Genomic DNA, 25,407 nt, shown 5'->3' with positions numbered 1-25,407 from the left:
ATGCAAGTTATTCTACTTGATAAGATCGGTAACCTAGGTGGCCTTGGCGACCAAGTAAACGTTAAATCTGGTTACGCTCGTAACTTCCTTATCCCACAGGGTAAAGCAGTTATGGCAACTAAAGACAACGTTGCTATGTTCGAAACTCGTCGTGCTGAACTAGAAGCTAAAGTTGCTGAGCAACTAGCTGCTGCTGAAGCTCGTGCAGAGAGCGTTAACACTCTAGAAGGCGTTACAATCGCTTCTAAAGCTGGTGACGAAGGTAAACTATTCGGTTCTATCGGTACTCGTGACATCGCTGACGCTATTACAGCGGCAGGTGTTGCAGTAGCTAAGAGCGAAGTACGCCTACCTGAAGGCGCTCTACGTAACATCGGCGAATTCGAAGTAAGCATCCAACTTCACTCTGAAGTTTTTGCTACTGCGAAAATCGCTATCGTTGCAGCTGAGTAATTTCAGTACCAAGACGAATTCTTTCTTTTGAAAGTTTTAAACACCAGCTTCGGCTGGTGTTTTTTTATGTCTGGAATATAGGAAAGTACAAGGAAGGGCTACAGTAGGTAAAAAGCTTACGGTGATCCATAAGCTGTTATTGCTGAACAAGTTGTTCTCAAGGTTAGAGGTGGCCTAAGATTAGAACTGGAAGAGCAAGTTGATCGATAGAACAGAGTCTTGTTTGCTTAAGCCTTCAGGCACTTTATCGTGGTACTGGCGAGAGTGAGCGATCTTCAGCGCGATATTGTCAGTAATATCGTTGATGGCTTCTAACTCAGTATCAAACTTTAGGTTACTGTGACCAGAGACAAGCGTCACGTCTGCCTTGAGCTGCAAATTCTTCAACACCTGCCATGACGTATTCACGTTGCCACGGAAAATTGCCTCTTCAACAATCTCTGGGAAGATGATGTCATCATCGTCGATCTCATCGAGGTTTGGCTCTTGGTAACGAAAACCTGGTCCCACTTCGACTTCCAACACAAACTCTTCGGTATTCGAAAACTGGTAACCCAGACCACTCGAAATTGTGTAGTCCTTAAAGTAAGCACTGTATCTCGAGTCGACTCCTTTGAAACTGCCGTAAAGGTAGGTTTTAGGGCTTAACTTGTAGTCACTCTGAGCTGAGTAAGTCGATTGCCTTTTATCTTCCTCACCATCTTTATAGAGATTGTAGTATTTCCATTCGCCACTGGTTCTATGACGACCAGCTGTATACTCACCGTTCAGGCGTGCGTTAAGCGATCGTGAATCCGAATTACCAGTATGCGACTGATATCCAAATTCGACCTCAGTCTTTAGTGGGTTAGGCAGTTCTGTATCAGCCGTATCACTTGGTGCGATATCCAACTCTTTTTCTTCAGGTGTCGGTGCAACGACGATCGGCTCAGCTGTAGTTTCTGGTACTACTATAGAGTCGAGAATAGAATCAACAGAGGTATTAGCATCAACAGAGGCTTTAGTATCATCAGCTAAGGCCAACGGAGTGATCAGGAGACCGATGCTTAGAAGACTAGAGCTCAGAAGACCAGTGCTCAGAGCCAATAATTTGGACACGCATACCTCTAGTTATACAGTGAGTGAATGGCAGGATCGTAATGCTACCCTTGGTTAATTCCGTCAGCAATAGGTAAATTCTTCCTGAAGAATAAAACAAACTCATAGGATCGGATTACAAACGGATGTTCTTGGGTATAATGAACGATCATTATTAGTTATTGAGTGTAGTCATAGTGGATACCAAAAGTCAGAAATCAGCCAACGATCAGGTGGACGCCATCAAGGTCCCACCACATTCATTAGAAGCTGAGCAATCTGTTATTGGCGGTTTGTTATTAGATAACGAACGCTGGGATACAGTTGCCGAAAAGGTTGTGGCCAAAGACTTTTATAGCCGTCCTCACCGTCTGATCTTTGAAGCGGTAAAGGATATCCTTGAAGAAAGTTCTCCTCTGGATCTTATTACACTCTCTGAACATTTAGAGCTGCGTGAGCAACTTGAAGAAGTGGGTGGCTTTGCTTACCTTGCTGACTTAGCGAAAAACACACCAAGTGCCGCAAACATCAATGCGTATGCGGATATCGTAGCGCAACGTGCACTTGTTCGTAGCCTGATTGGTGTCGCGAATGAGATTGCTGATTCTGGTTATGACCCTCAAGGTCGTACTTCGGAAGAGCTGGTTGATCTTGCTGAAAGTAAAGTCTTCGCGATTGCCGAAGGCCGTGCAAGTGAAAACGAAGGTCCACAAAACGTTGATAGCATTCTAGAGAAGACGCTAGAACGTATCGAGATCCTATACAAAACGCCGCAAGATGGTGTGACAGGTGTCGATACTGGCTTCAACGACCTCAACAAGAAAACAGCAGGTCTACAAGGCTCTGACTTAATTATTGTTGCTGCTCGTCCATCGATGGGTAAAACCACATTTGCGATGAACTTGTGTGAAAACGCGGCGATGAAGCAAGACAAACCGGTTTTAATCTTCTCGCTAGAGATGCCAGCCGAACAGCTGATGATGCGTATGCTTGCGTCACTTTCTCGCGTAGACCAAACCAAGATTCGTACTGGTCAGCTAGATGATGAAGATTGGGCTCGTATCTCGTCGAGTATGGGTATTCTTATGGATAAGAAGAATATGTATATCGATGACAGCTCGGGTCTAACGCCAACAGAAGTGCGTTCTCGTGCTCGACGTATCGCTCGTGAACACGATGGTATCTCTATGATCATGATAGATTACCTTCAATTAATGCGTGTACCTTCGTTATCTGATAACCGTACTCTTGAAATCGCCGAGATTTCTCGCTCATTGAAAGCGTTAGCAAAAGAGCTCAACGTTCCGGTTGTGGCACTTTCTCAGCTTAACCGTTCCCTAGAGCAACGTGCTGATAAGCGCCCAGTAAACTCGGATTTGCGTGAATCAGGTTCGATTGAGCAAGATGCCGATTTGATCATGTTCATCTATCGTGATGAGGTTTATAACCCAGATAGTTCCTTGAAAGGCATTGCTGAGATCATCCTTGGTAAGCAACGTAACGGTCCGATCGGTTCGGTTCGTCTTACGTTCCAAGGCCAACACTCCCGATTTGATAACTATGCAGGCCCTGCATTTGATGATGAGTAATCGCTAATGACTTACATGAAAGCGGCGACGGCGAGCATTGACTTAAATGCGCTCGAACATAACCTGAACCAGATAAAGTCGAAGGCTCCTCAGTGCAAGGTCATGTCTGTTGTGAAAGCCAATGGCTACGGACACGGCTTACTGCATATAGCCAAGCATTCAAAAAGCTCTGATGCTTTTGGTGTGGCGCGTATTGAAGAAGCGTTACAACTTCGTGCTGGTGGCATTGTTAAACCTATTTTGTTGCTGGAAGGATTTTACTCTTCGGGCGATTTGCCAATCTTGGTGACCAATAACATTCAAACGGTGGTGCATTGTGAAGAGCAATTAAGCGCGCTAGAGAATGCGGATTTGGAAACACCCGTTGTGGTATGGCTAAAAGTCGACAGTGGTATGCACCGATTAGGTGTTCGCCCTGAGCAATACCAAAACTTTGTTGAGCGTTTGCATCAATGTGCGAATGTTGCCAAACCTCTACGTTACATGAGCCACTTCGGTTGTGCTGATGAACTGGATAGAGCAACCACCGTTGAACAGACAGAGCTTTTCTTGTCGCTTACTGAAGGTTGTGAAGGGGAGCGTTCACTTGCTGCCTCTGCGGGTTTACTCGCTTGGCCAGACAGCCACCTTGATTGGGTTCGTCCGGGAATCATCTCTTATGGTGTTTCTCCGTTTGTTGATAAATCAGCGCAAGAGCTTGGATTTTTGCCTGTGATGACCCTGACCTCACACCTAATTGCCGTTCGCGATGTGAAAGCCGGTGAAAGTGTGGGTTATGGCGGAAACTGGACCAGTGAACGTGATACCAAGGTTGGTGTTATCGCGATTGGTTATGGTGATGGTTATCCTCGTACTGCACCTAACGGCACTCCAGTGTTCGTTAACGGTCGAAAAGTACCGATCGCAGGACGTGTATCAATGGACATGCTAACGGTTGATCTAGGCCCTGATGCGGCAGATAAAGTCGGCGATGAAGCGACTCTGTGGGGTAAAGATTTACCTTCAGAAGAAGTGGCTGAACATATCGGCACTATCGCTTACGAGTTAGTCACTAAGCTGACTTCGCGTGTTGCGATGGAATATGTGAAGTAATCATGGATCTTGATAAGTAAATTATGTTCAAGCGAACGACTCGAAGCTGGCTAATGTCTGCAATGACATTACTCGGTGTCAGCTTTTCTTCTTCCGCTGTGAGTGAAGAAAAAGATTCAGCCTTTGTTCCTTTCTACTTCAGCACCGAAACCATGGGTAACACCTTTGGGGTTGCGGGTGTCGCAAAGGGTGTTTGGCAACCTCAAGCCGCTCTGTTTGGTATGGCACTCTATTCAGACAAAGACAGTTACGTCGGTTTTCTATCGGCTTTTAACTATGCCTTGTCTGAGAACGTATTGTTTAGCACTCAGATGTATCAAGCGCGCTTCAACGACAACCCGTATTACATTGGTTCTCAAGGCGATAATGATTCATCTATCGATGACAAAACCATTGCTGATGGCTTAGAGCAAAACTATCAGTTTGAGTTTAAGTATTTGCTACCTTGGGGCAACGTTGCAGAACACGGTTTACTCGGTGCTTTTCAGCCAATCAAAGATGTGAGCTTTGCTTCGCCAATCGAATCGGGTGTCAGTTCGATTCTATTTACGCCTTTTTATACTGCTCGTGAGTTGGAAGGTTTAAATAATACCGAGGAGGCAACAGGCTTTAGTTTGGCGTTTGATTGGGATAACCGTGATAGCACACGCAACCCGACCAGAGGTTCTCACACTAACCTTGAGTTCACCACTGGCGCAGAGAGTTGGTCTAACGATGACTTGTGGCTTAAGTGGACCTTCCAAAATAGCCAGTACTTTGCTTTAGGTCCTTTAGGGGACTTATTCGATCAACAAGTTTTAGCATTTGATTTCTATACCGCTGACACGCCAACGTGGGATAACTGCTCTGGGCAAGATTGTGCTCGCCCACCAGAAACGGAGCAAGCTCGATTGGGTGGCTTGTATCGCTTACGAGGTTATACCGGAGGTCGTTATCACGGTCGCTCTGCAGTTCATTATTCTGCTGAGTACCGAGTACTTCCTGACTGGCAACCACTTGGCGATATCCCACTGATAAACTACTACGATTTGCCTTGGTGGCAATGGGTAGCGTTTGCTGAATTAGGGCGCGTTGCCGATGAGTACGACATCAAAACACTGCACTCGGACATGAAATGGAGCTTAGGTGGCGCGGTGCGTTTCCAAGTGGAAGGTATTGTTGTACGTGCTGAGTTGGCGCGAGGTGGTGACGAAGGGGCCTTTAGGGTTATGATAAACCAGCCCTTCTAAACCTTTCGGCCTACAGTAGGCCAAATACTATTTTTATAAGAGTGGTCGTGGAAACACACCACTCTTTTTTATTAACAAGATATTGTTTTTATTAAGGAGATCTTGTTTTCAAGCAGTCTACTCTCCTTGCATCGTAGCAATCACAGTTCGGCTTCCACCACAATCTCGGTGCTCTCCTAAGTAAATACCCTGCCATGTTCCTAAAGCTAAACGACCATTGCTAATTGGTATTGTCACACTGGTGCCAAGTGTCGATGCTTTAATGTGGGCAGGCATGTCATCATCACCTTCATAGGTGTGTCTGTAGTAGGGCGCTCGCTCTGGGACAAACTTATTAAAGTGCGACTCCATATCGGTACGGACGGTAGGATCAGCGTTCTCGTTTAGCGTGAGGCTGGCAGAGGTATGTTGGATAAAAAGATGTAATAAACCAACAGATAGAGAATTGATATCGTGTATCTGTTGTTCAATTTCATCAGTAATGAGATGAAATCCACGCTTTCTTGCATTTAGGTGTATAGTCTTCTGAATCCACATACGCCATCCTTTATAATGTGTTTGGAAAAAAAGTGGTTTAACGCTATCTTTTGAACTTGAATTTATCAGCTATCGCTCACATTTAATTATGTTAGAGCCTGAGTCAGCATCGATCTCTCTATCAGGAAATCGAATCCTGATTTATCTCAAGGTGGCGCTCTTCATATACGGCATAATACGTCGTGAAAAAAAATTACAAAGAATCTTTCAGTGGTGACGCGGTTTGGTCATCACAGAAAAATATAAACTTTCGCCTAATCGGGGGTTCTATTCATCACCCAGGTGACGTTTAGAATAAAACCTACAGTAACATCGGGATAGATACCATGTTGAAAAATATCAACCCAACGCAAACACAAGCGTGGAAAGCTCTAACGGCACATTTTGAGTCTGCTCAAGATATGGATATGAAAGAGCTGTTTGCTCAAGATGCAAAGCGTTTCGAGAGCTTTTCTACTCGTTTCGGTTCTGACATCTTAGTGGATTACTCTAAGAACCTTATCGATGCTGAAACTATGCAGCACCTATTTGCTCTTGCGAACGAGACTGAAGTTAAGTCTGCAATCGAAGCAATGTTCGGTGGTGATGCAATCAACAAGACTGAAGGTCGTTCAGTACTTCACACTGCTCTACGTAACCGTAGCGACAAGCCAGTAATGGTTGACGGCAAAGACGTAATGCCAGCAGTTAACGCTGTACTAGCAAAAATGGAACTGTTCACACACCGCATCGTTTCTGGTGAGTGGAAAGGTTACACAGGTAAAGAGATCACTGATGTTGTAAACATCGGTATCGGCGGTTCGGATCTTGGTCCATACATGGTGACTGAAGCACTAACGCCATACAAAACTCGCCTAAACATGCACTTCGTTTCTAACGTAGATGGCACTCACATCGTTGAGACACTTAAGCCTCTTAACCCAGAAACAACGCTATTCTTAGTGGCATCTAAAACATTCACGACTCAAGAAACAATGACTAACGCGCACTCTGCACGTGATTGGTTCTTGGCTGAAGCGGGTGACAACGCACACGTAGCTAAACACTTCGCAGCACTATCAACTAACGCAACTGCGGTCGCTGAGTTTGGTATTGATACTGACAACATGTTCGAATTCTGGGACTGGGTTGGTGGTCGTTACTCACTATGGTCTGCAATCGGTCTTTCTATCTCACTATCTGTTGGCTTCGATAACTTCGTTGAGCTACTAGAAGGTGCTCACGAGATGGATAACCACTTTGCTTCAACTGAGTTTGAAAGCAACATTCCAGTAATCCTTGCGCTTATCGGTATTTGGTATAACAACTTCCACGGCGCTGAGTCAGAAGCAATTCTACCTTACGATCAATACATGCACCGTTTTGCTGCTTACTTCCAGCAAGGTAACATGGAATCAAACGGTAAGTTTGTAGACCGTGAAGGTAACCCGGTAGAGTACCAAACTGGTCCTATCATCTGGGGTGAACCTGGTACAAACGGCCAGCACGCTTTCTACCAACTGATTCACCAAGGCACTAAGCTGATCCCATCAGACTTCATCGCGCCTGCTATCAGCCACAACCCAGCATCTGATCACCACCAGAAGTTGATGTCTAATTTCTTTGCTCAAACTGAAGCACTAGCATTCGGTAAGACAAAAGAGACAGTGGAAGCTGAATTCCTAGCGGCTGGCAAAACAGCTGAAGAAGTGGCTGAGCTTGTACCTTTCAAAGTATTTGAAGGTAACCGTCCAACGAACTCTATTCTTGTTAAGCAAATCAACCCTCGCTCTTTAGGTAACCTAATCGCGATGTACGAGCACAAGATCTTCGTTCAAGGCGTTATCTGGAACATCTTCAGCTTCGACCAATGGGGTGTAGAACTTGGTAAGCAACTAGCAAACCAAATTCTTCCAGAGCTTGCTGACGATGCTCAAGTAACGTCTCACGACAGCTCAACGAACGGTCTAATCAACGCATTTAAAGCGCTGAAAGCTTAAGACTGTTTAAGTAACACCAAGTAATAACTGTAAACGCCAGCCTTTCGGTTGGCGTTTTTTATGTCCGTTGATTTTACGGCAATAAAAAAGGCTGACGTATGTACGTCAGCCTTTCGTTTTATATTTACTCGATTGTCTCTATTCGAAACAGATCTCGATGAAAGCATTACCCCATTGAGATGAGAAAGGCATGATGATGATTGCCCCATCACACTTGTGACGAATCGTATGACCTTTACCGGAAACCACGATTGGTGTTGCCATATCGAAGTCAAAACCGCTTTCCGCAAGAATACGTTTCGCACCGCCAGTCACCATGTTAGTGATTTCACCCACCATATCGGTCACTTCTTCGTTGAGGCCGTTTGGTCGTTCACCAAGCATGTTTTCCATGATTTCGAGAGCGAGACCTTCATCAAAGGTGATCGACATAGAGCCACGAGATTGTGTACCCACCATACCAATTAGGCCGGATACATCACCACGAGCGATTTCATCTTTCTTAACTCTCGGTTTTTGTGGCTTCAATTCTAGAGAAGCCATCGTTTTTAATACGTTCATCAAAGAAGCTAAAAACGGGTTTACAAATTCAGCGCGCATAATGTTCTTCTATAATCTTATTCTTTCATCTCGGAGGAGCAAGATTGGCAAATGCCATGCGATTCAATGACATGATTCGTCAATTGAAAGCCATGCTTCTCAGCGTTACTGGCGAGTAGGGTGACAAGCGCATCGTCCTGCAGTTCTATCACAGTGCCACATTTATCGCAGATCAGTAGTTGGGAGAAATGTTTGTTGGCATTGCAAGAGCAGCAGCATATGAAGCTATTGGTTGACTCAACTCTGTGAATGAAACCTTGCTCCAACAAGAAATCCAAAGCGCGATATACTGTAGGTGGCTTGGCTTGCGGTTCACTGACTTTCAACTGCTCTAATAATTCATAAGCACTGGAGGCTTTTTTATTAGAGAGGATGAGCTCAAACACTCGCTTTCTTTGAGGTGTTAATCTAACGCCTCGCGATGCGCATATCCCTTCAACTTGCTCTATTAATGTGTGGTCCAAATTTTTCACCATTCAATCGGACATCCCTAATCAAACCTTATTTCTAGGTTACTACGTTTTGGGAGCCAATGATTTCTATTAAAGTCAGGTACAGAGCGTATTGTGACCCACGACTTTGAATAAGACAAGGTAACTCAAAATGACAGTGTGACTCAAGGCATAACTGATTAATGAGGTTGAATTAGAGATCTGGTGAATAGGTTTATAAAAAAGTATGAGGTAAAGTTGATATGACATCTTCATTTGAGTTCAATTTAGCTCAATTAATTTTTCTTACAATAATGTGCTGTTTTAAATCACATTTCTTATCGCATATTGTTCCTTATTCGCTAAAATCGATGCCTAATATAGACTAGAAGAAGACTATTGACCCCTCCTGTCAACATGAGCTTGTCATGGTGTATTGGAGTTTTAGTCTTTAATTTCAAATTCTTGGAGTTAAGCTGTGGAGCAAGTAAACAAAGAATCATTTCTGAAACTGTTGTCCATCTATAATCAAAGAGAAAAACGTTATCAACAACGTTTGGATGACTTTAAGGCCATGAGGGATAAGCTTGAAGAAGTGGAAGAACCAAGAGTTAAAAAAAATGAGCTATACATCAAACTGGCTATAGCCGCAGCTATTATTTTAGTCATCGCCTTTATCTTTATTTAAGTCGTCAAATTGGAAGGGAATAAAATGAAAAAGCATTTTGACGCTTTGGCTAAAGCTTCATTAGAAAGTAGTCATCTTAACCTTGGTGAATGGTATGAAAGCTATGGTTTAGCACTGCACTTATTCAAGTCTGATAGCAAAATTTACACAAAGGCGATGAAAAAGCGAGACGGTCATAAAAAGCACATTGCAAAATATATTGAACCTAAGTTACTCACCACGGAAGGAGTAACTGAGGAGTTTAAAAAAATAATGCGTTGGAAGACCTTTGTTGAACGATGGGACGCATATTACGAACCTATTGCAAAGCCTCAAGATCGCGTGCATCACTTGTCTGCAGTATTGGAGGCTTTGTCCGATGAAGATGTTCCACGAGCTTTAATCGAAATCGATAATTTGCCGGTTGACTACTTGATCAACGATACTTTTTGGGGCGAGGTCATTCTCTTTATCGTTGCCGCAAGATCAGGAGATCAAGAGCAGGCCCGATCAATAACGCAAGGACTGTACAACATGGCGCAGAGCGATCACAACACAGCGTTACTTAGCCATTTGTTACCAGCTTTATGTAAGAAATATTTAGATGAAGAGTATTATCCATGGCAAATGAAGGCTCGTGTAGTGAACTGGAATGGAGAAACTTATCATTGTGTTCCGGTATTAATACACAACTTTGATGCTTTTGGTGGTCAAGAGTACATAAACCATACTCCTGTCAGACAACGTGCTCGCGTTGAAAGAAAACATAGCGTGGATTACGTGTATTCTACAGACCGTTATGGAAACCGAGGTCAAAGCATCGCGAGTGCGACTGCTAATGTTGGAATCGCCGTAGCGAGTGCGACAGGTAAAGTTATCGGCCACACTTTGCTTTTGGGCGCCGCAGGGGCGATATATCTAGCGTTAGCCGGTAAGATTCGAGTAAATCACTACAATAATTCCAATCATAAGATAGTCTTAAATCGTAAGACCGAGATGCCTGTCAATTCGTGTGGTTATATCGTGACTAAACAGAACAGTACTATTGAACCATGGCAGGATGAAGAGGGGAGCGAAAGCATAGACAATAGCTTTTCGTTTTTGAACTTCACAGATGGTTTGGCTTATCCATGTCGAAAGGGGTATGACATCCCAGATGAACAAGGGCTTATTCAATTATTATTTGATGAAATAATGTAATCATGATTTGTATTTATGAGTTTTTGAGCCTTTGCTTTCAATCAAATTGAACCATTAAATACGTCCACTCCAACAACATATCAACAATCGAAATCAATGGTGGAGTCATCATATATTAGCACTTTGCGGTCTCCGTGCTTGGAGGCCGACTTTGTCGTGCTCAGCGTGTGAAACCCAGTTATGTCACATATAAGCTACCAACGGATAAGGATCTCATGTTTTCACCACCTTCACGTGTAACCACGCTTTCAAGAGGGCTGCTTGTCACTACTATTGCTCTTATTCAGGGATGTTCATCTACAGATAAAGTAACACCACCACAACCAACCTTGGAGCGAGGGCTTGGATTACCTGCAGATGCAAAACTAATCTCGAATCATAACTCAGCAGAGGGGCGAGAAATGTTTCGTGATATGCAGTTGGCGTTAAAATCGCGCAATCTTTATCAAACCATGGGAGGGGATATCTCTTACATCAAAGGACAGTGCCCTATTGATGTTATCGCCCACCGTGGCAGCTCTAATTATGCTGAAAACTCTCGTAATGCGATTCAAATGGCGGCGGTAAGTGGTTTTGATGGAGCAGAAATTGATGTGATGCTGACGCGTGATAAAGATTGGGTTGTACATCACGACATAGAAACAGGAAGAGCAACCGCTCGTAGTGATGGTAAGCGATATCGCGTGAGTCGTATGAAGAGTAGTGAGTGGAACTCTCTGAGTGGAAGGAGCCCTGACGGAACATTAGATGGGTATCGTCCCGCTTATTTCAATGAAGCCGTGAATGATTGGTACCATTACGCAACGATTGAACAACCCCTTAATATTGAAATAAAAACATCAGATGGCTCCATGGAAGATTTGTTTAAACTCGACGAAATGGCCAGACAAAGTCTCCCCTATAGAAACTATTTTTATTCATCAATGGATATGGACGTTCTGAAAAAAATGCGGGAAATCAATTCAAGTGTTTATCTTGGGTATGTATGGGAGCCTCATTCGGCGTCGGTTGCTCAGTTTAAGCGGGATGCAAAACGAGGCATGGGTTCTGATGATTATTATCAGAAAAATAAAAAGAATATCGATCGCGCCTTTGCTATGGAGGGGCGTTATCGTAAGCATAAGCCCAAACATTCCGCTAAAACGGTAAAACGAATACTTGGCCCCAATAGTGGATTACATGTTGATATAAGAAGTTACCGACAATATGCGACAATTTACAGCCGTGCGAAAGCGCAAGGCATGAAGGTGGTGACTTATACGATTAACGGAACGGATTACCACCAAGATCAATTGGTCTCGTTAGCTAAGGCAGGTCGACCTCTGCCAGATGAGGCGATCATGGATACCAGTAAGTTCTCTATTTGTCAGCAGCTTGCTCCACAGCTTGTCGTTCAATCAAATGGCTACCAACCCACAACGTTAGCAGGCGAAACCGTTGCTGGCCTACCCAATGACGCTGATTTTCACCGACTCTATGAACAAATAGATTACCTCAAAGATGGCCATTACATCACTAACCGAGGTCTCATTAGGAGTGTGTCATATTCCAAGCCTGCTAGCGTGAAAGGTGTGAAAAAAAGAACGCAAACAACGCAGAGCGCGAAGCCAGCAGTGCTGTTTGATATTCAAGATGAAGATTTAAATTTAAGTAACGATGCGATCAGCATTTCGATGCCGACAGAAAAATGATGTTTGATGAGAACAGGGATAGACAAATTATGGAAGCGTTAAGATGAAACCAGTTCCTAGCCAGGACGTAATAACCACAAATAATAAGAAGCCGAAATGGTTGGCTGTTTTGTTGTTTTTTTGTTCACTTCTTTATCTTTTTCCTGAAGTCGCTTTCAACGCCAAGTTGGTTGAAATTGCGGGTGGAATCGATGTTAGTGATGCTCAATTACATAAAACGGAGCTATTTGGCCGAACCATCTCAGGGATCGGGGTGACTTTAATTGTTGCGGATTTTCTACTTAAAGGATGGCTGACCACGACGAAGTTTCGCGCTATTTCATCGTTGGTCGTGATTACAGCTTTGGTTTGGCCAACGGTTTTTTTTGGTCAAAAGGCGGTAATAGATAAATGGTTGATTGAACCGAGTAGTGCAAAGCAGAGACAGGAGGCTTTCTTTTCCTCTGTACTGCGATCTAGTTTAGCGATGAATGCGATTAATATCGAAGGGATCCCTTATAACTCAGAGGCGAGTACCGAGTCGTCAGAAATGACTTTTCTCGCTTTGATCGGTGGGTTGGTTTACAGCAATGATGCATTCTTAAGTCATATTGATGATAAGAAAGTTCAAATTTTGGATCGTTATATTCAAAATCGAGCAAACGCCAATTTCGATGAGCACTATGCGAACTATAAAGTATTACGGAGTGAAGTTCAGCAATCGTGGCATCAATATCAAAAACATGTTGGGGCGTATAATCAGACGGTAGAGTCTCGCCATCAAAAGGCCAATCAAGCGTGGGAAGAGGTCGAGTCGACCGTCGCGACGGGGTATCGTGATTATCAACAGGCGAGTAAGGCCTATTTAACGAGAGCAGAGGCGAGAGCACAAAGAGTTGCACAACCTATTTTTGACCTATTTGATGATAAAGAACGCTGTTATAAACGCAAAGGAAGCTCAAGAGCCAATTGTATCAGCCGCATTGAAGATCGCTATGAACGCTTATTAAAAGATAACTCGATTCCCCACCAACCGATGGATTATTGGTTAGAGAAAACCTTTCGACGAACGAAAGGTGAAACATCTTGGGGGGAAGCATTCGGTTCTCTAGGCTTATCAGTTATCCAAGCCGGTATTGAGCAGGCGACAGGGCAAGCTGGAGAAGCCATTCAAGATAAAACGTATACCAATAGTGTCGCTCATTACACACCACGAATACTGGCAGTGTGGCAAAAACAGTTCTTAAAAGAGACCGGTTATCCTATGGGAATCGACTCTATGTCGGAGTTTCGCTCCCACTCTACAACAGCAAGTAAGGTTCGTACTCAAGTTCATCGAAAGGGGATCCATTTAGACTCCAATTGGCAAATAAACCAAATTAGCGTGTTTAAAAATGCAGTCAGAAACAAAGTTATGAAGGACACCAAAGCTCGTTGGCATGCCGAGGCAAAGCAGCGGGGTTACGACATTGAACCGAACTTATCTTGGAATGATTTTCAAAAAGTAGCCGAAGTTCAGCAACAAATAAAGAATCGTATGGGCGAACGTTATTACGTCGAGCCCATGATGGCGACGTGGAATAATAAGCAATTTTACCAACAGGTTATTGTTCCAAATGTGAGGCGTGAGAGAGATTATTGGCTAGGTTATATTGAGGCGTCACGCGCTCAGTTTGCTGATGATGGCCCTTATGCTGAACAAGGCAAAGCGGCATTGCGTTCTATCATTGTGCCGCCAATATCAATGGGACTATCGCTATTTCTCGTTGTCCTAACGGTGTTTAAGCTGCCAGGAAAATTTATCGTGTTGATGAATTACCATAAACCACGGCCAGCACCGAACTTGAAGAGCAAGGCTCTGAATATAGGCAGCTCGTTTATCGTCATATTCGTTATTCTTGTTGTGCCTGTGAATGTATTTTCATCCAAGTACACTCAAACGGACTCAACGATTGGCTTTTTCTTAGAGCAAGTCAGTGACACACTATCTCCGTCGGCTTCTTATGCCGTTCGTTGGGTGATACATACTCAACCGTTGATTCATCCACTTGGCGCTCAAATAGACAAAAGTATGCGTATTACTGATGGGTTTTCTGCCTCTTTGGAGCATTCGGTAGCGGAGTTGGATGGTGTTTTTGCTCGTTATTTAACTCAGCGTGCTGAGAGCGAACCGGTGAGTTCAGCTAAAAACAATAATGAAGCCCAAACGGAGTTTCCTATGTACATCAATTCAAATGCACAGAACCAACCGGGTTTTAAGGTTCGAATAATGAATATTAAGCCTAGGTACCAAGCCGGTATGCGATTGCCAGAGGGTAATTATGATGTTGAGGTCCGTGCCAATGGATACCAACCAAAGCGTTTATGGGTAAAGCACAGTAAAGGAAAAGCCTCTCACCGAATCGAACTTGAAAAGTTGGTTATTTAAGTCCGCGTCATAGAAAGTGAACAGAAGAAAATGATCTGCTCCTTCCACTAAAAAGGGTTTAGCGTTACTTGGCGCGGGAGCTGCTTTGGTTTCTGGTCACCCTGAACTTATCACCGCTAGCGTATCGGCAGACGGTGTTCAATTCGGTGGCATTATTGGCGCAAGTGCTCCAATAGTATTTGGCCTATGGGAAACCTTACGCAATGAGTTCAAGTAAATGGCAGAGTATCAAACACTAATAGTCGCCGTTGTTAGTGCGTTATCGAGTGGGGTTGGTGTAGGCATTACACTCAAAACTGATGTTAAGTGGCTGCGCTTGATGATGGAAAAGATGGATGAAAGGATTACACGTATAGAGTCAAGTAAGTAGCTGCTCTAAAGTTGTTTTTACCAGTTCTGGGTTTCACCAAGATCTTCTCGTTCTTCTTCGACTAGAGCTTGTAATTCCTTCAGTGAATCTAGTAACTCAACGTGATTGTTTGCTGATGAATATCTAATAACTTGTAAGTTCATTGTATCTTCTACAACTTTCGCTACAGACTTATGTACTCCTTCATTTGGAAGTAGCATTAAATGTCCTCTAGAACTATTGTGCTTAAACAGAGTATCTTCCAACAATAGTTTGATATCAGGATCATTGATTCCACATCCCATGAAAATGAACGTATGTGTGATAGACAAAGCTTCTAGTATTTCATAAAAGGCGGAGTATTTTGTTCGGGCTTCAGCGTACTCAGCTCTTGTGAAAATGAGGTTATCAGGAGAGTCGATAGTTCCGTGTAGTTTGAGAATTAATCGACCGGGGCTACGAACAAATGAGCTAACATCATTATCATTATGCTGCTTTACAACTATTGAGCCATTGGCTTGAGCATTCGCATATGTTTCGTATATCTTGTCAAAATTAGGAGTGGCGACAATTCTAGAATCTAAGTTGAATAGTACTTCATGGATCTCAGCAGGTTGGTATCCAGGGGTTAGGAACTCAGCTTCGACAGCCCTAGTAAAGTTCGCACGACCCAGTTCACGTTTTATAATTTCACAAGCTGTAAGAAAATCATTTTCTTTGATCAGATCTTTAATGTGCTTATTGGGAGTAATTTGAGGCAGCAATGAATTAAGGAACGCAGCCCATGTTTTAGGTCTAACGCCTGAGGGGCTAGTGCTGTTCATTGAGATGCCAGAACCTAAGAACAAAACTGACTTTCTTCGGGCGATATCATTCACAATATCGTCAGGCCATTTAATCATTTAAAGTGCCCTCGTCACCGATGTTGTGTAGTAGATTTAACGCAATGCCACCAAAGATTTTCTTGGCTTCTTCTACCTTACTAAAGTGAGCTCCAACTACACCATCTTTAGCTTTTAGTTGAAAAATAGGTGCTTTTGAGGTTTGTGACATTGGGACTAGGCTATGGAGGTTCTGAACTTCGCCTAGGTTAGTTTCTAATTCTAGATTTCCAGAATAGTTATTTGTTAGCTCACTATTTATTTTTGCAGGAATTTTATTTGAAATTTTTTCATAGGCGTTAACATGAACTCTGGTTCCACGAACTGTTTTCGCTTTGTACTGCTGCATTACATACCCAGCAAATTTTAGTGACCAAGATACATTTTCGTCGTATATGCTAAAATCTTCGCCTTCTTCCTCTTTATAGTTGCTTAAGCCGCCTTCAAACCCTTTTCTCCACTTTTCTAATGACAAGTTCATGTTGTCGATAGCCATTAAGCTAAATACATCTACTGACATTGGTGTTACGAAGTAGTCACACCCTAGCATTACTGCTCGGTTTATAGCGCCTAAAGATGGACCGACATCAAAGAAGATGTAGTCATACTCTTCCGCATAAAGCAGTGTCAGGTGTTTGAAAACCAAAGTCGTTTGCATTCCACGATGGTCACCAGTTGTTGAACCCTTCCAATCTGTTGCCAACAGGTCTTCGCTCAAAGATAGTTTTGGGTCCCCGGGTATAAGATCGCATTGGAACCTCTTGGAATAAATTGGCGGGATCTTATTCTCCATAAAGCCTTGGCCGCGACGCACTGGCGTCATAAAGGACTCTATAGTTTGTCTTCTAACTCTGTCGTACAGAGCATCAACATCTTTATCGGGCAGTAGGTAGCTAGTACTGTTACATTGCGGGTCAGCATCAACAACTAGTACTTTTTTTCCTAAGTTAATTGAAAAATAAGCAGCTAAGTTACATAGGAGGGTTGTCTTTCCTACTCCCCCTTTGTTATTGAAGAAAACAATACTTTTCATAAAAGCAGTCCTTTGATTAAAGCCTCAATGTTTGAAGCTAGTAGATATAAAATTATTGGCATAGTTGATGTTTATATTATATGTGCCATCAATTGAGTACTACTGATTTTTAGTAAAATTAGGGTGTTAGCCTTCTTTTCTGGAGTGCAATTTATGTGGAAATAACTGCGTATAAACCTGCCATAAAATGTTCAAGTTTCGATGCCCAGTGACTTGAGCTACCTCTTCTATTGAATATCCTTTCTCAAACAAGCGACTCGCTCCCTCTCTTCGTAAGTCGTGGTACCTCAAATCTTCAATACCTAACTCGTTTCTCACTCTTTGAAAGCCTGCGCTAACACTTCGCGAGTTGTAGGGAAAAATAAGTTCGTCTTTGTTCCTGAATGTTTTCGATTCCCTGTGTATAATCGCCCAATTATTTTTGACTACAATGTCCACTGTGAAGCGTGATTCACCGCTTTTTAGTGTTCTTTTTTTAATGCTAAATGATGCCATTCGTCCTACTCCATCGATACGTACTATATGCGTACTGAAAGGGTGAGTTTGGGGCAACTCTAGCAGATTGCTGTATATATATACAGTATATAGATTTCGAGTAACACCTTATGAAACCTGACAATACTAGTAAATACGCGGCTAACCGCTTATCCGTTGCACCCATGCTCGATTGGACTGACCGCCACTGTCGTTACTTTCACCGTTTGCTTTCTCAGCAGACTCTTCTGTACACGGAAATGGTAACAACGGGCGCGATCTTACATGGTAAGGGCGACTTCCTAGAATATAACGAGCAAGAACATCCTCTTGCACTTCAACTCGGTGGTTCAAACCCGGTTGATCTTGCTGCTTGTGCCAAGCTTGCTGGTGAACGCGGTTATGATGAAGTGAACCTTAACGTAGGTTGCCCTTCAGACCGAGTTCAAAACGGTCGCTTTGGTGCGTGTTTAATGGCTGAGCCAGAGTTGGTGGCAGATTGTGTTTCAGCGATGAAAGAAGTCACTGATATTCCAATTACCGTGAAAACGCGTATCGGTATCGATGACCAAGACTCTTATGAGTTTCTAACTAAGTTTGTTTCGACGGTTTCTGAAAAAGGTGGCTGTGAGCAATTTACTATTCACGCGCGTAAAGCGTGGTTGAGTGGCCTTAGCCCGAAAGAGAACCGTGAGATCCCACCGCTAGATTACGATCGTGCATACCAAATCAAGAAAGATTTCTCTGATCTGGTGATTGCCGTGAATGGTGGCATTACGACTCTTGAGCAAACTAAGGAGCACTTGCAACACCTTGATGGTGTGATGATTGGTCGTGAGGCTTACCATAGCCCATTTATTTTGGCTGAAGTTGATCAACAGATCTTTGGTTTAGACACACCAATTAAGAAGCGCTCACAGGTTGTCGAAGAGATGTACCCGTACATCGAGCGTGAACTTTCAAATGGTGCAAGCTTAGGTCACATCTCTCGTCACATGCTTGGTTTGTTTCAAAGCATGCCTGGTGCAAGACAATGGCGTCGCTACATCAGTGAAAACGCACATAAGAAAGGTGCAGGTATTGAAGTGATGCAAACAGCATTGGCTAAGATCCCTAAAGAGCTAAACGTATAATCTCCCCCGAGGTTAAAGTTCGAGCTTAAAAGCCAAAGCTAAAAACCCAAGCTTAAAAACTTAAGCTTATAAACCTAAGCTTAAAACTTAAGGCTAAATTCGCCACTAGAGGTTAAATTTACCACTATAAGTTTCCGAAAAGCCACGCATGAAGATGTGTGGCTTTTTATTTATCTGATAAATAAGGATTTTATAGGGTTGGCATACTTGGTATGGAAGCTGCAATGTTAGAAAGTAGGAAAGATAGGTCATTAACTCATTAGGGAGACCATTATGTTTGAATTAATATTTGTTCTTATTTTCGTTGCGACTCTACTTGTCACTGGTATTACGTTTATGACGGTATTGGCTGCAACCGGAGTGGCGTTATTAGTCATGTTGGTCTTAGGTATGATGGGCGTCGTGTTTAAGTTACTGCCTTGGTTGATCGTGATTGCAATCGGTGTGTGGTTTTTCAAAAATTTTGTACACAGTTCTAACCAGAGACGTTACTAAGGTCATCGTGCCGTCAAATCTTTACTCGTCAGCGGTTTATCGTTTTAGAATTTAAGATGTGTGGTAGAATTTTCCCCAATAATCTATGAATGTGCATACAATTAGCACTACGATATGGAATTGGAGCTATCTCAAATGAATAAAATGCCATTAATTGCTTTAGTGGGAATGCTATCTTTAAGTTCAGCAGTGTCTGCTGAAGAAGAGTTTTCTTACACGGCTAAAGTCGGTGCCGATATGTGGTGGGGAAGTACAAAGCTAAACGAAGTTAGACAAGATGACGATTCTAACTCACCTTCGTTGTATTTCGCATTTGAGCATAATGCCCCGATGCTACCAAACGCTAGTTTTCGCTATACTTCTGTCGATGCGGATTCATTGGCCTTCGATAAGTACGACTACACCTTCTATTACACACTGTTAGAGCACAAGTTGATGAACTTTGATGCAGGTGTGACGTTCACTCAGTACTCAAACTCTAACTACATTGAGCCTAAAACGAGTACTCAAGCAACCTTTGATGAATTTACTTGGAGCTTCTACGGTAACGCAGAGATCAACGTTCCTGACACCAACTTCGATATCATTGGTACCATGGAGTTTGGTGATAGCAGTGGTATTAAGAGCACTGACTTGATGGCGGGTGTTCAGTACCGAATCCCTGTATCAGAATCTGAAATTGCCCTGCGTGGTGGTTACCGTGTTATCGATTTAGATTCGGATGAGTTCTTTAGCTCAGAACTAGGCAAGAGCTTTGTCATGGTCGATGGTTGGTTTGCTGGTGCTGAAGTGCGCTTCTAGGCCATATAAAGCAAATTTAGAACGAATTTTAAGAACGCCACTTTATTAAGTGGCGTTTTTTTATATCTATTGATTATATCTTTCTGGAATTAGTTAGCACATTCATCACTTTCGACCATCCTTATTACAGAGAGCCAATTTGCGTCTATTCTTATAAGGTCTATGTAGTGAGGTCAAAGCAAGGGATGGAATATGACACTCAATGAATTACGAAATTTATATAGAGAAAACCTGTTAGTTGAAGCCATCATAGAGCCCTCAATTCAAGAAGGGTCTTGGGTTGTGGAGTTTCGTCATATGGGGGGGGGCTTTGTTCTGCTTACTGATGTTCATGGTGAAGAATGTCATTACGCGGATTTAGACTTGGCATCTAAGTCGGCAATGGCGGTTGGCTTTCAGCAAGTACGCATTGAAAACCAGTAAGACAATTTACGTTTCAATCGGTTTTTACTTCCAAAAAGTTATAAAACATACTTTTCTATTCTTTCTTGTTATTAAAAGGAGTGGTTAATCTATCGTCACGCAATGATTAGGGATGTCGTGACCATGTCTTTAAATAAGAAAGAGTCTTCACAAAATAATAATGCACAGTCTGGGGCTAATGAGTTACCTGGGCTAGCAGCACCACTTAATGACCAACAATTGGGTCATCTTCAGCAAACTGTTTCTGAACTGTCTTCACAACAACTGGCATGGGTCAGTGGTTACCTTTGGGGAGTGAGCCAAGCTCAGCCTGTCGGTGCTGCTGCGCCAATCGCTCAAGCGGCCGCTGCAGTAGCGGCTAAGCCAGCGGGTAAGCTCAGCATTATCTTCGCTTCTCAAACCGGTAATGCGAAAGGCGTCGCTGAATCGCTAGAGGCAGAAGCAAAAGCCTTAGGTATTGCTGTCGAGCTTTTCGATGCAAGTGATTATAAAGGTAAGAACCTAGCCAAAGAGACACACGTCATTTTTGTGGCTTCAACCAATGGTGAGGGCGAAGCCCCTGATAACGCTATTGAGTTGCATGAATTCCTACAATCGAAGAAAGCGCCAAAATTATCAAACCTACAATACGGTGTGATTGGTTTAGGTGACTCAAGCTATGAGTTCTTCTGCCAAACGGCTAAAGACTTCGATAGCTTCCTCGCTAAGCTTGGTGCGAAATCGTTTGTCGATCGCCTTGATTGTGATGTTGATTACGAAGAGTCAGCAACGGAATGGCGCGCTAAAGCATTAGAGCAAGTAAAAGAGACGCTATCGACAGGCACTGAAGCCGATGTGGTTCAGTTACCAGTAGGCCAAGCGGCCGCCGGTCATTCGCAATACACCAAACAAAACCCATACACCGCGACACTATTGACGAGTCAAAAGATCACGGGTCGTGACTCGGGTAAAGATGTTCGTCATATCGAGATTGATCTTGATGAGTCGGGCATTACCTACCAACCCGGCGATGCGCTAGGCGTATGGTATGAAAACAGTTCAGAACTCGCAAATCAGATTCTTTCTAAGGTTGGGTTATCGGGTATCGAAAGTGTCGATGTCGATGGTGAGAATCTATCTATCCATAGTGCGCTAGTGAGTAAATTTGAGATTACCACTTCAAACCCTCAACTTGTGACTAAGTTTGCTGAGTTATCGGGCAGCAAGAAGTTAATCAAGCTGGTGGAAGATAAAGACAAGCTTCGTGAATACGCGGGTAATACTCAAGTTGTCGATGTTTTAGCTGAGAAGAAAACTAAGCTATCGGCTGATGAGTTAATTGGCCTGTTACGTAAGCTGACACCGCGTCTCTATTCTATTGCATCAAGCCAAGCAGAAGTAGATGAAGAAGTTCACTTGACGGTTGGTTTGGTTGAATACCAAAAAGGCGAAGAGTCTCGTTTAGGCGGAGCTTCTAGCTTCTTAGCTCAACGTCTTGAAGAGGGTGGTGAAGTGAAGGTGTTTGTTGAGAACAACAATAACTTCAAATTACCACAAGACGACAATACACCAATCATCATGGTCGGCCCGGGTACCGGTATCGCACCGTTCCGCAGTTTTGTTCAAGAGCGTGAAAACAATGATGCTGAAGGAAAAAGCTGGTTGTTCTTTGGTGACCGTACCTTTACTCAAGATTTCTTATACCAAGTTGAATGGCAAAAGTACCTCAAGTCTGGCGCGCTAACTAAGCTCGATGTTGCCTTTAGCCGTGACCAAAAAGAAAAGGTTTATGTTCAGGACCGTTTAATCGAACAAGCAGAGCAGGTGTGGCAATGGCTGCAAGAGGGCGCGTACCTCTATGTCTGTGGCGATGCGACTCGAATGGCTAAAGATGTTCATGAAGCGTTAGTTTCGATAGCGGAAAAGCATGGCAACCAGAGCCGCGAGCAAGCTGAACAATATATTAATGATTTACGTAAAGCGAAACGTTACCAAAGGGATGTGTACTAATGAGCAAGCAAGTAATAGAGCAAGAAGTGCTAGGTCAAGTACTTGGACCTTTGGCTGACAATGAGCGTCTTAAGCGTGAAAGTAATAACCTACGCGGTACGATTGAACAAGATCTCCAAGACCGCATAACAGGTGGCTTTACTGCTGATAACTTTCAGTTGATTCGTTTCCACGGTATGTATCAACAAGACGACCGTGATATTCGTAACGAACGTACCAAACAAAAGCTCGAACCGTTACATAACGTCATGCTTCGTGCTCGTATGCCTGGTGGTATCATTACCCCTAAGCAGTGGTTGGCGATTGATAAGTTCGCAGACGAAAGTACCTCTTACGGTTCAATTCGTCTAACAACTCGTCAAACGTTTCAGTTCCACGGTGTCTTGAAGCCGAACATTAAGTTGATGCACCAAACGCTAAATAGCATTGGCATTGATTCAATTGCGACAGCGGGTGATGTAAACCGAAATGTTCTATGTACGACAAACCCGGTTGAATCTGAACTTCATCAAGAAGCTTACGAGTGGGCGAAAAAGATCAGTGAACATCTATTACCGAAGACTCGTGCTTATGCAGAAATCTGGTTAGATGGTGAAAAACTAGAAACAACGGATGAAGAACCTATCCTTGGTAGCAACTACCTACCGCGTAAGTTCAAGACGACGGTTGTCATTCCTCCGCAAAATGATGTGGACGTCCATGCTAACGATCTTAACTTTGTTGCTATTGCTGAAGACGGAAAGCTGGTGGGCTTTAATGTGTTAGTCGGTGGCGGTCTTGCTATGACACACGGTGATACCTCTACTTATGCACGTAAAGCTGACGACTTTGGTTTTGTGCCATTAGATAAAACGTTAGATGTAGCAGCGGCGGTGGTAACGACTCAGCGTGACTGGGGTAACCGTTCAAACCGTAAGAATGCAAAAACCAAATACACACTAGACCGTGTTGGTATTGATGTATTCAAAGCAGAAGTAGAAAAGCGTGCAGGCGTAGAATTTTCTGAAAGCCGTCCTTATGAGTTTACTGGCCGTGGTGATCGCATTGGTTGGGCGGAAGGCATTGATGGTAAGCACCACTTGGCGTTATTCATCGAGAATGGTCGTTTACTTGATTTTCCGGGTAAAGCTCTGAAAACAGGTGTTGCTGAAATAGCGAAGATCCACAAAGGTGACTTCCGCATGACTGCAAACCAAAACCTAATTGTTGCGGGTGTGTCGACGAGTCAAAAGGCCAAGATTGAAAAACTGGCGCGTCAATATGGCTTGATGGATGATGCTGTTTCAGAGCAACGTAAAAACTCAATGGCGTGTGTGGCTTTCCCAACATGTCCTTTAGCAATGGCAGAAGCTGAGCGCTTTCTTCCTGAGTTTGTAACGGATGTTGAAGACATTCTGAAAAAACATGGATTACCAGAAGAAGATAACATCATCCTTCGAATCACAGGTTGTCCAAACGGTTGTGGTCGTGCAATGTTGGCTGAACTTGGTTTAGTGGGTAAGGCTCCGGGGCGTTACAACATGCACCTAGGTGGCAACAAGGCCGGAACTCGTATCCCTAAGATGTATAAAGAGAACATCACATCAGCTCAGATCTTAGAAGAGATTGATGCGCTGGTGGGACGTTGGGCTACAGAACGCAACGACAAAGAAGGGTTCGGTGATTTTACAATCCGAACTGGCATCATCGAAGAGGTGATCATTTCCAAGAGGGATCTGCATGCATAATTCTGTCGCTTCAAAATTGAAGTTAGCAGAGCTACTCGCATTGACTAAGACGGAGCAAATACTTCGTCTTGGACAAATCAACGCAGAGTTAGAGCAGCTAACCGCATTAGAAAGAGTTAAGTGGGCTTTAGATAATTTAGAAGGGACACATGTTGTGTCTTCTAGTTTCGGAATCCAAGCAGCATTGATGTTGCACCTAGTGACCCAAGCAAAACCAGATATTCCGGTTATTTTGACTGACACAGGGTATCTATTTCCGGAGACCTATCGCTTTATTGATGAGTTAAGTCAGAAGTTGACTCTAAACCTTCAAGTCTTTCGCGCCCAACAGAGCCCTAATTGGCAAGAAGCGCAATATGGAAAACTTTGGGATCAAGGTATAGAAGGGATAGAGAAGTACAACAAGCTTAATAAAGTTGAACCGATGAGAAGAGCGTTGGATGAGCTCGAGGCTGGGACATGGTTTTCCGGTTTAAGAAGAGAGCAATCTCAATCGCGTGCAAATTTGCCAATCTTATCTATCCAAAATGGTGTGTTTAAATTTTTGCCGGTAATCGATTGGACGAATAAAGATGTTCACTATTACCTAGAAGAGCATGGTCTCGGTTATCACCCGCTTCGAGAGCAGGGTTACCTTTCTGTTGGAGATACACATACAACTAAGAAGTGGGAACCGGGTATGACTGAAGAGGAAACTCGTTTTAATGGGTTGAAACGCGAATGTGGTCTCCATGAAGATGATGGAGAGCAATATGGTTCTGGGATTTAGACTCGTTGCCATTTAAAAAGCTGCCATGAGGCAGCTTTTTTGTTTTCTACGATGAAAATTAGATCAATTGTGGATAAGTCTGTGGTTATTTTGTAAGTACTCTGTAGTTAAACTTGCACAAATAAGGCTTTGAGTGTTTATTCGCCATGTAATCGTTATTTTTGCATCTTTCTTTAATAAACACTTGCCAATGTGATGAACATCTCTATAATGCCGCCTCACTGACACGGCAGACGCCACAAGGCTTCAGCGCAGAATGTTAGTAAGGCAACTAGCTTTAAGCGATAATTCGCTCCTACTTTTAGAAAGTAGAAATTAATTTTCAAAAGTGTTTGACACTGAGAATTAAATCGCTAGAATGGCCGCCTCTTCCGAAGTGAT

Annotated in this window: 24 protein-coding genes; 17 read left to right on the top strand and 7 right to left on the bottom strand. The window is 43.2% G+C overall.

Translation table 11 applies throughout. From position 1 onward, the window contains the following. Nucleotides 1–453 carry a 50S ribosomal protein L9 gene (gene rplI / locus AB6E78_RS18985; protein ID WP_010434182.1) on the top strand — a complete coding sequence of 151 codons (453 nt, stop codon included), beginning with the start codon at nucleotides 1–3 and terminating at the stop codon, nucleotides 451–453. A gap of 180 nt (nucleotides 454–633) precedes the next feature. Here rplI and AB6E78_RS18980 read toward each other — a convergent pair whose 3' ends face one another. After that, entirely contained in the window at nucleotides 634–1,551 is a 918-nt protein-coding gene (locus tag AB6E78_RS18980; protein ID WP_371725465.1) for a DUF481 domain-containing protein, read from the bottom strand. 176 nt (nucleotides 1,552–1,727) lie between these two features. Here AB6E78_RS18980 and AB6E78_RS18975 point away from each other — a divergent pair, with 176 nt between their 5' ends. Genes AB6E78_RS18975 through AB6E78_RS18965 form a run of 3 tightly spaced genes read left to right on the top strand, consistent with a single transcriptional unit; the run spans nucleotide 1,728 to nucleotide 5,440 of the window. Next, nucleotides 1,728–3,119, top strand: coding sequence for a replicative DNA helicase (locus AB6E78_RS18975; RefSeq protein WP_016767560.1), 1,392 nt, complete (start codon nucleotides 1,728–1,730; stop codon nucleotides 3,117–3,119). Between the two features lie 6 nt (nucleotides 3,120–3,125). After that, complete coding sequence (gene alr, locus AB6E78_RS18970; protein WP_017065624.1) at nucleotides 3,126–4,211, top strand: alanine racemase; 1,086 nt, start codon at nucleotides 3,126–3,128, stop codon at nucleotides 4,209–4,211. 23 nt (nucleotides 4,212–4,234) lie between these two features. Beyond that, nucleotides 4,235–5,440, top strand: a complete 1,206-nt coding sequence (locus tag AB6E78_RS18965; RefSeq protein WP_017059937.1) for a BamA/TamA family outer membrane protein — start codon at nucleotides 4,235–4,237, stop codon at nucleotides 5,438–5,440. A gap of 117 nt (nucleotides 5,441–5,557) precedes the next feature. Here AB6E78_RS18965 and AB6E78_RS18960 read toward each other — a convergent pair whose 3' ends face one another. Beyond that, nucleotides 5,558–5,977 carry a secondary thiamine-phosphate synthase enzyme YjbQ gene (locus AB6E78_RS18960; protein ID WP_017059938.1) on the bottom strand — a complete coding sequence of 140 codons (420 nt, stop codon included), beginning with the start codon at nucleotides 5,975–5,977 and terminating at the stop codon, nucleotides 5,558–5,560. Nucleotides 5,978–6,303: 326 nt separating this feature from the next. On the opposite strand from AB6E78_RS18960, the gene pgi reads away from it, so the two are divergent. Beyond that, on the top strand, nucleotides 6,304–7,956 hold the full coding sequence (gene pgi / locus AB6E78_RS18955; RefSeq protein ID WP_017065622.1) for a glucose-6-phosphate isomerase: 1,653 nt from the start codon (nucleotides 6,304–6,306) through the stop codon (nucleotides 7,954–7,956). 138 nt (nucleotides 7,957–8,094) lie between these two features. On the opposite strand, the gene AB6E78_RS18950 is transcribed toward pgi, so the two are convergent. Continuing rightward, nucleotides 8,095–8,556 (bottom strand): chemotaxis protein CheX, encoded by a 462-nt coding sequence (locus tag AB6E78_RS18950; RefSeq protein WP_017059940.1) that lies wholly within the window; start codon nucleotides 8,554–8,556, stop codon nucleotides 8,095–8,097. Nucleotides 8,557–8,573: 17 nt separating this feature from the next. After that, on the bottom strand, nucleotides 8,574–9,032 hold the full coding sequence (gene zur, locus AB6E78_RS18945; protein WP_017059941.1) for a zinc uptake transcriptional repressor Zur: 459 nt from the start codon (nucleotides 9,030–9,032) through the stop codon (nucleotides 8,574–8,576). Nucleotides 9,033–9,465: 433 nt separating this feature from the next. Here zur and AB6E78_RS18940 point away from each other — a divergent pair, with 433 nt between their 5' ends. The 5 genes from AB6E78_RS18940 (at nucleotide 9,466) to AB6E78_RS18920 (ending at nucleotide 15,169) form a co-directional block, all read left to right on the top strand. Continuing rightward, entirely contained in the window at nucleotides 9,466–9,675 is a 210-nt protein-coding gene (locus tag AB6E78_RS18940) for a hypothetical protein (RefSeq protein WP_017059942.1), read from the top strand. A gap of 24 nt (nucleotides 9,676–9,699) precedes the next feature. Next, nucleotides 9,700–10,854 (top strand): hypothetical protein, encoded by a 1,155-nt coding sequence (locus AB6E78_RS18935; RefSeq protein WP_102394619.1) that lies wholly within the window; start codon nucleotides 9,700–9,702, stop codon nucleotides 10,852–10,854. Between the two features lie 215 nt (nucleotides 10,855–11,069). Then, nucleotides 11,070–12,545 (top strand): glycerophosphodiester phosphodiesterase, encoded by a 1,476-nt coding sequence (locus AB6E78_RS18930; RefSeq protein WP_017065767.1) that lies wholly within the window; start codon nucleotides 11,070–11,072, stop codon nucleotides 12,543–12,545. Nucleotides 12,546–12,588: 43 nt separating this feature from the next. Beyond that, nucleotides 12,589–14,952, top strand: a complete 2,364-nt coding sequence (locus AB6E78_RS18925) for a hypothetical protein (RefSeq protein WP_372134078.1) — start codon at nucleotides 12,589–12,591, stop codon at nucleotides 14,950–14,952. A gap of 85 nt (nucleotides 14,953–15,037) precedes the next feature. Further along, on the top strand, nucleotides 15,038–15,169 hold the full coding sequence (locus tag AB6E78_RS18920; protein ID WP_371722246.1) for a hypothetical protein: 132 nt from the start codon (nucleotides 15,038–15,040) through the stop codon (nucleotides 15,167–15,169). Between the two features lie 170 nt (nucleotides 15,170–15,339). Here the strand turns inward: AB6E78_RS18920 and AB6E78_RS18915 are convergent, their stop codons facing one another. The 3 genes from AB6E78_RS18915 to AB6E78_RS18905 all read right to left on the bottom strand — a co-directional run bounded on the left by AB6E78_RS18915 (nucleotide 15,340) and on the right by AB6E78_RS18905 (nucleotide 17,653). Then, nucleotides 15,340–16,203, bottom strand: a complete 864-nt coding sequence (locus AB6E78_RS18915; protein WP_372134079.1) for an SIR2 family protein — start codon at nucleotides 16,201–16,203, stop codon at nucleotides 15,340–15,342. Further along, nucleotides 16,196–17,215: a ParA family protein gene (locus AB6E78_RS18910; RefSeq protein WP_372134080.1), complete on the bottom strand. Its 1,020-nt coding sequence runs from the start codon at nucleotides 17,213–17,215 to the stop codon at nucleotides 16,196–16,198. The genes AB6E78_RS18915 and AB6E78_RS18910 overlap by 8 nt, the downstream gene beginning before the upstream one ends. A gap of 126 nt (nucleotides 17,216–17,341) precedes the next feature. Further along, nucleotides 17,342–17,653, bottom strand: a complete 312-nt coding sequence (locus tag AB6E78_RS18905; protein ID WP_372134082.1) for a tyrosine-type recombinase/integrase — start codon at nucleotides 17,651–17,653, stop codon at nucleotides 17,342–17,344. Between the two features lie 167 nt (nucleotides 17,654–17,820). On the opposite strand from AB6E78_RS18905, the gene dusA reads away from it, so the two are divergent. The 7 genes from dusA to AB6E78_RS18870 all read left to right on the top strand — a co-directional run bounded on the left by dusA (nucleotide 17,821) and on the right by AB6E78_RS18870 (nucleotide 25,026). Then, nucleotides 17,821–18,822: a tRNA dihydrouridine(20/20a) synthase DusA gene (gene dusA, locus AB6E78_RS18900; protein WP_017069030.1), complete on the top strand. Its 1,002-nt coding sequence runs from the start codon at nucleotides 17,821–17,823 to the stop codon at nucleotides 18,820–18,822. Nucleotides 18,823–19,095: 273 nt separating this feature from the next. Next, complete coding sequence (gene pspG, locus AB6E78_RS18895) at nucleotides 19,096–19,317, top strand: envelope stress response protein PspG (RefSeq protein WP_017059950.1); 222 nt, start codon at nucleotides 19,096–19,098, stop codon at nucleotides 19,315–19,317. Nucleotides 19,318–19,452: 135 nt separating this feature from the next. Further along, entirely contained in the window at nucleotides 19,453–20,118 is a 666-nt protein-coding gene (locus tag AB6E78_RS18890) for a TIGR04219 family outer membrane beta-barrel protein (RefSeq protein WP_372056298.1), read from the top strand. 192 nt (nucleotides 20,119–20,310) lie between these two features. Next, nucleotides 20,311–20,541 (top strand): hypothetical protein, encoded by a 231-nt coding sequence (locus AB6E78_RS18885; RefSeq protein WP_004735813.1) that lies wholly within the window; start codon nucleotides 20,311–20,313, stop codon nucleotides 20,539–20,541. A gap of 123 nt (nucleotides 20,542–20,664) precedes the next feature. Beyond that, nucleotides 20,665–22,530 carry an assimilatory sulfite reductase (NADPH) flavoprotein subunit gene (locus AB6E78_RS18880; protein WP_136981990.1) on the top strand — a complete coding sequence of 622 codons (1,866 nt, stop codon included), beginning with the start codon at nucleotides 20,665–20,667 and terminating at the stop codon, nucleotides 22,528–22,530. Further along, nucleotides 22,530–24,257 (top strand): assimilatory sulfite reductase (NADPH) hemoprotein subunit, encoded by a 1,728-nt coding sequence (cysI, locus tag AB6E78_RS18875; protein WP_372134081.1) that lies wholly within the window; start codon nucleotides 22,530–22,532, stop codon nucleotides 24,255–24,257. The genes AB6E78_RS18880 and cysI overlap by 1 nt, the downstream gene beginning before the upstream one ends. Further along, entirely contained in the window at nucleotides 24,250–25,026 is a 777-nt protein-coding gene (locus AB6E78_RS18870) for a phosphoadenylyl-sulfate reductase (protein WP_017059954.1), read from the top strand. The genes cysI and AB6E78_RS18870 overlap by 8 nt, the downstream gene beginning before the upstream one ends. Nucleotides 25,027–25,407: the final 381 nt, after the last annotated feature.

The organism is Vibrio sp. 10N.247.310.98 (assembly GCF_041467395.1).
Taxonomy (GTDB): Bacteria; Pseudomonadota; Gammaproteobacteria; order Enterobacterales; family Vibrionaceae; genus Vibrio; species Vibrio crassostreae_C.
This window is presented reverse-complemented; position numbering and strand designations above follow the sequence as displayed.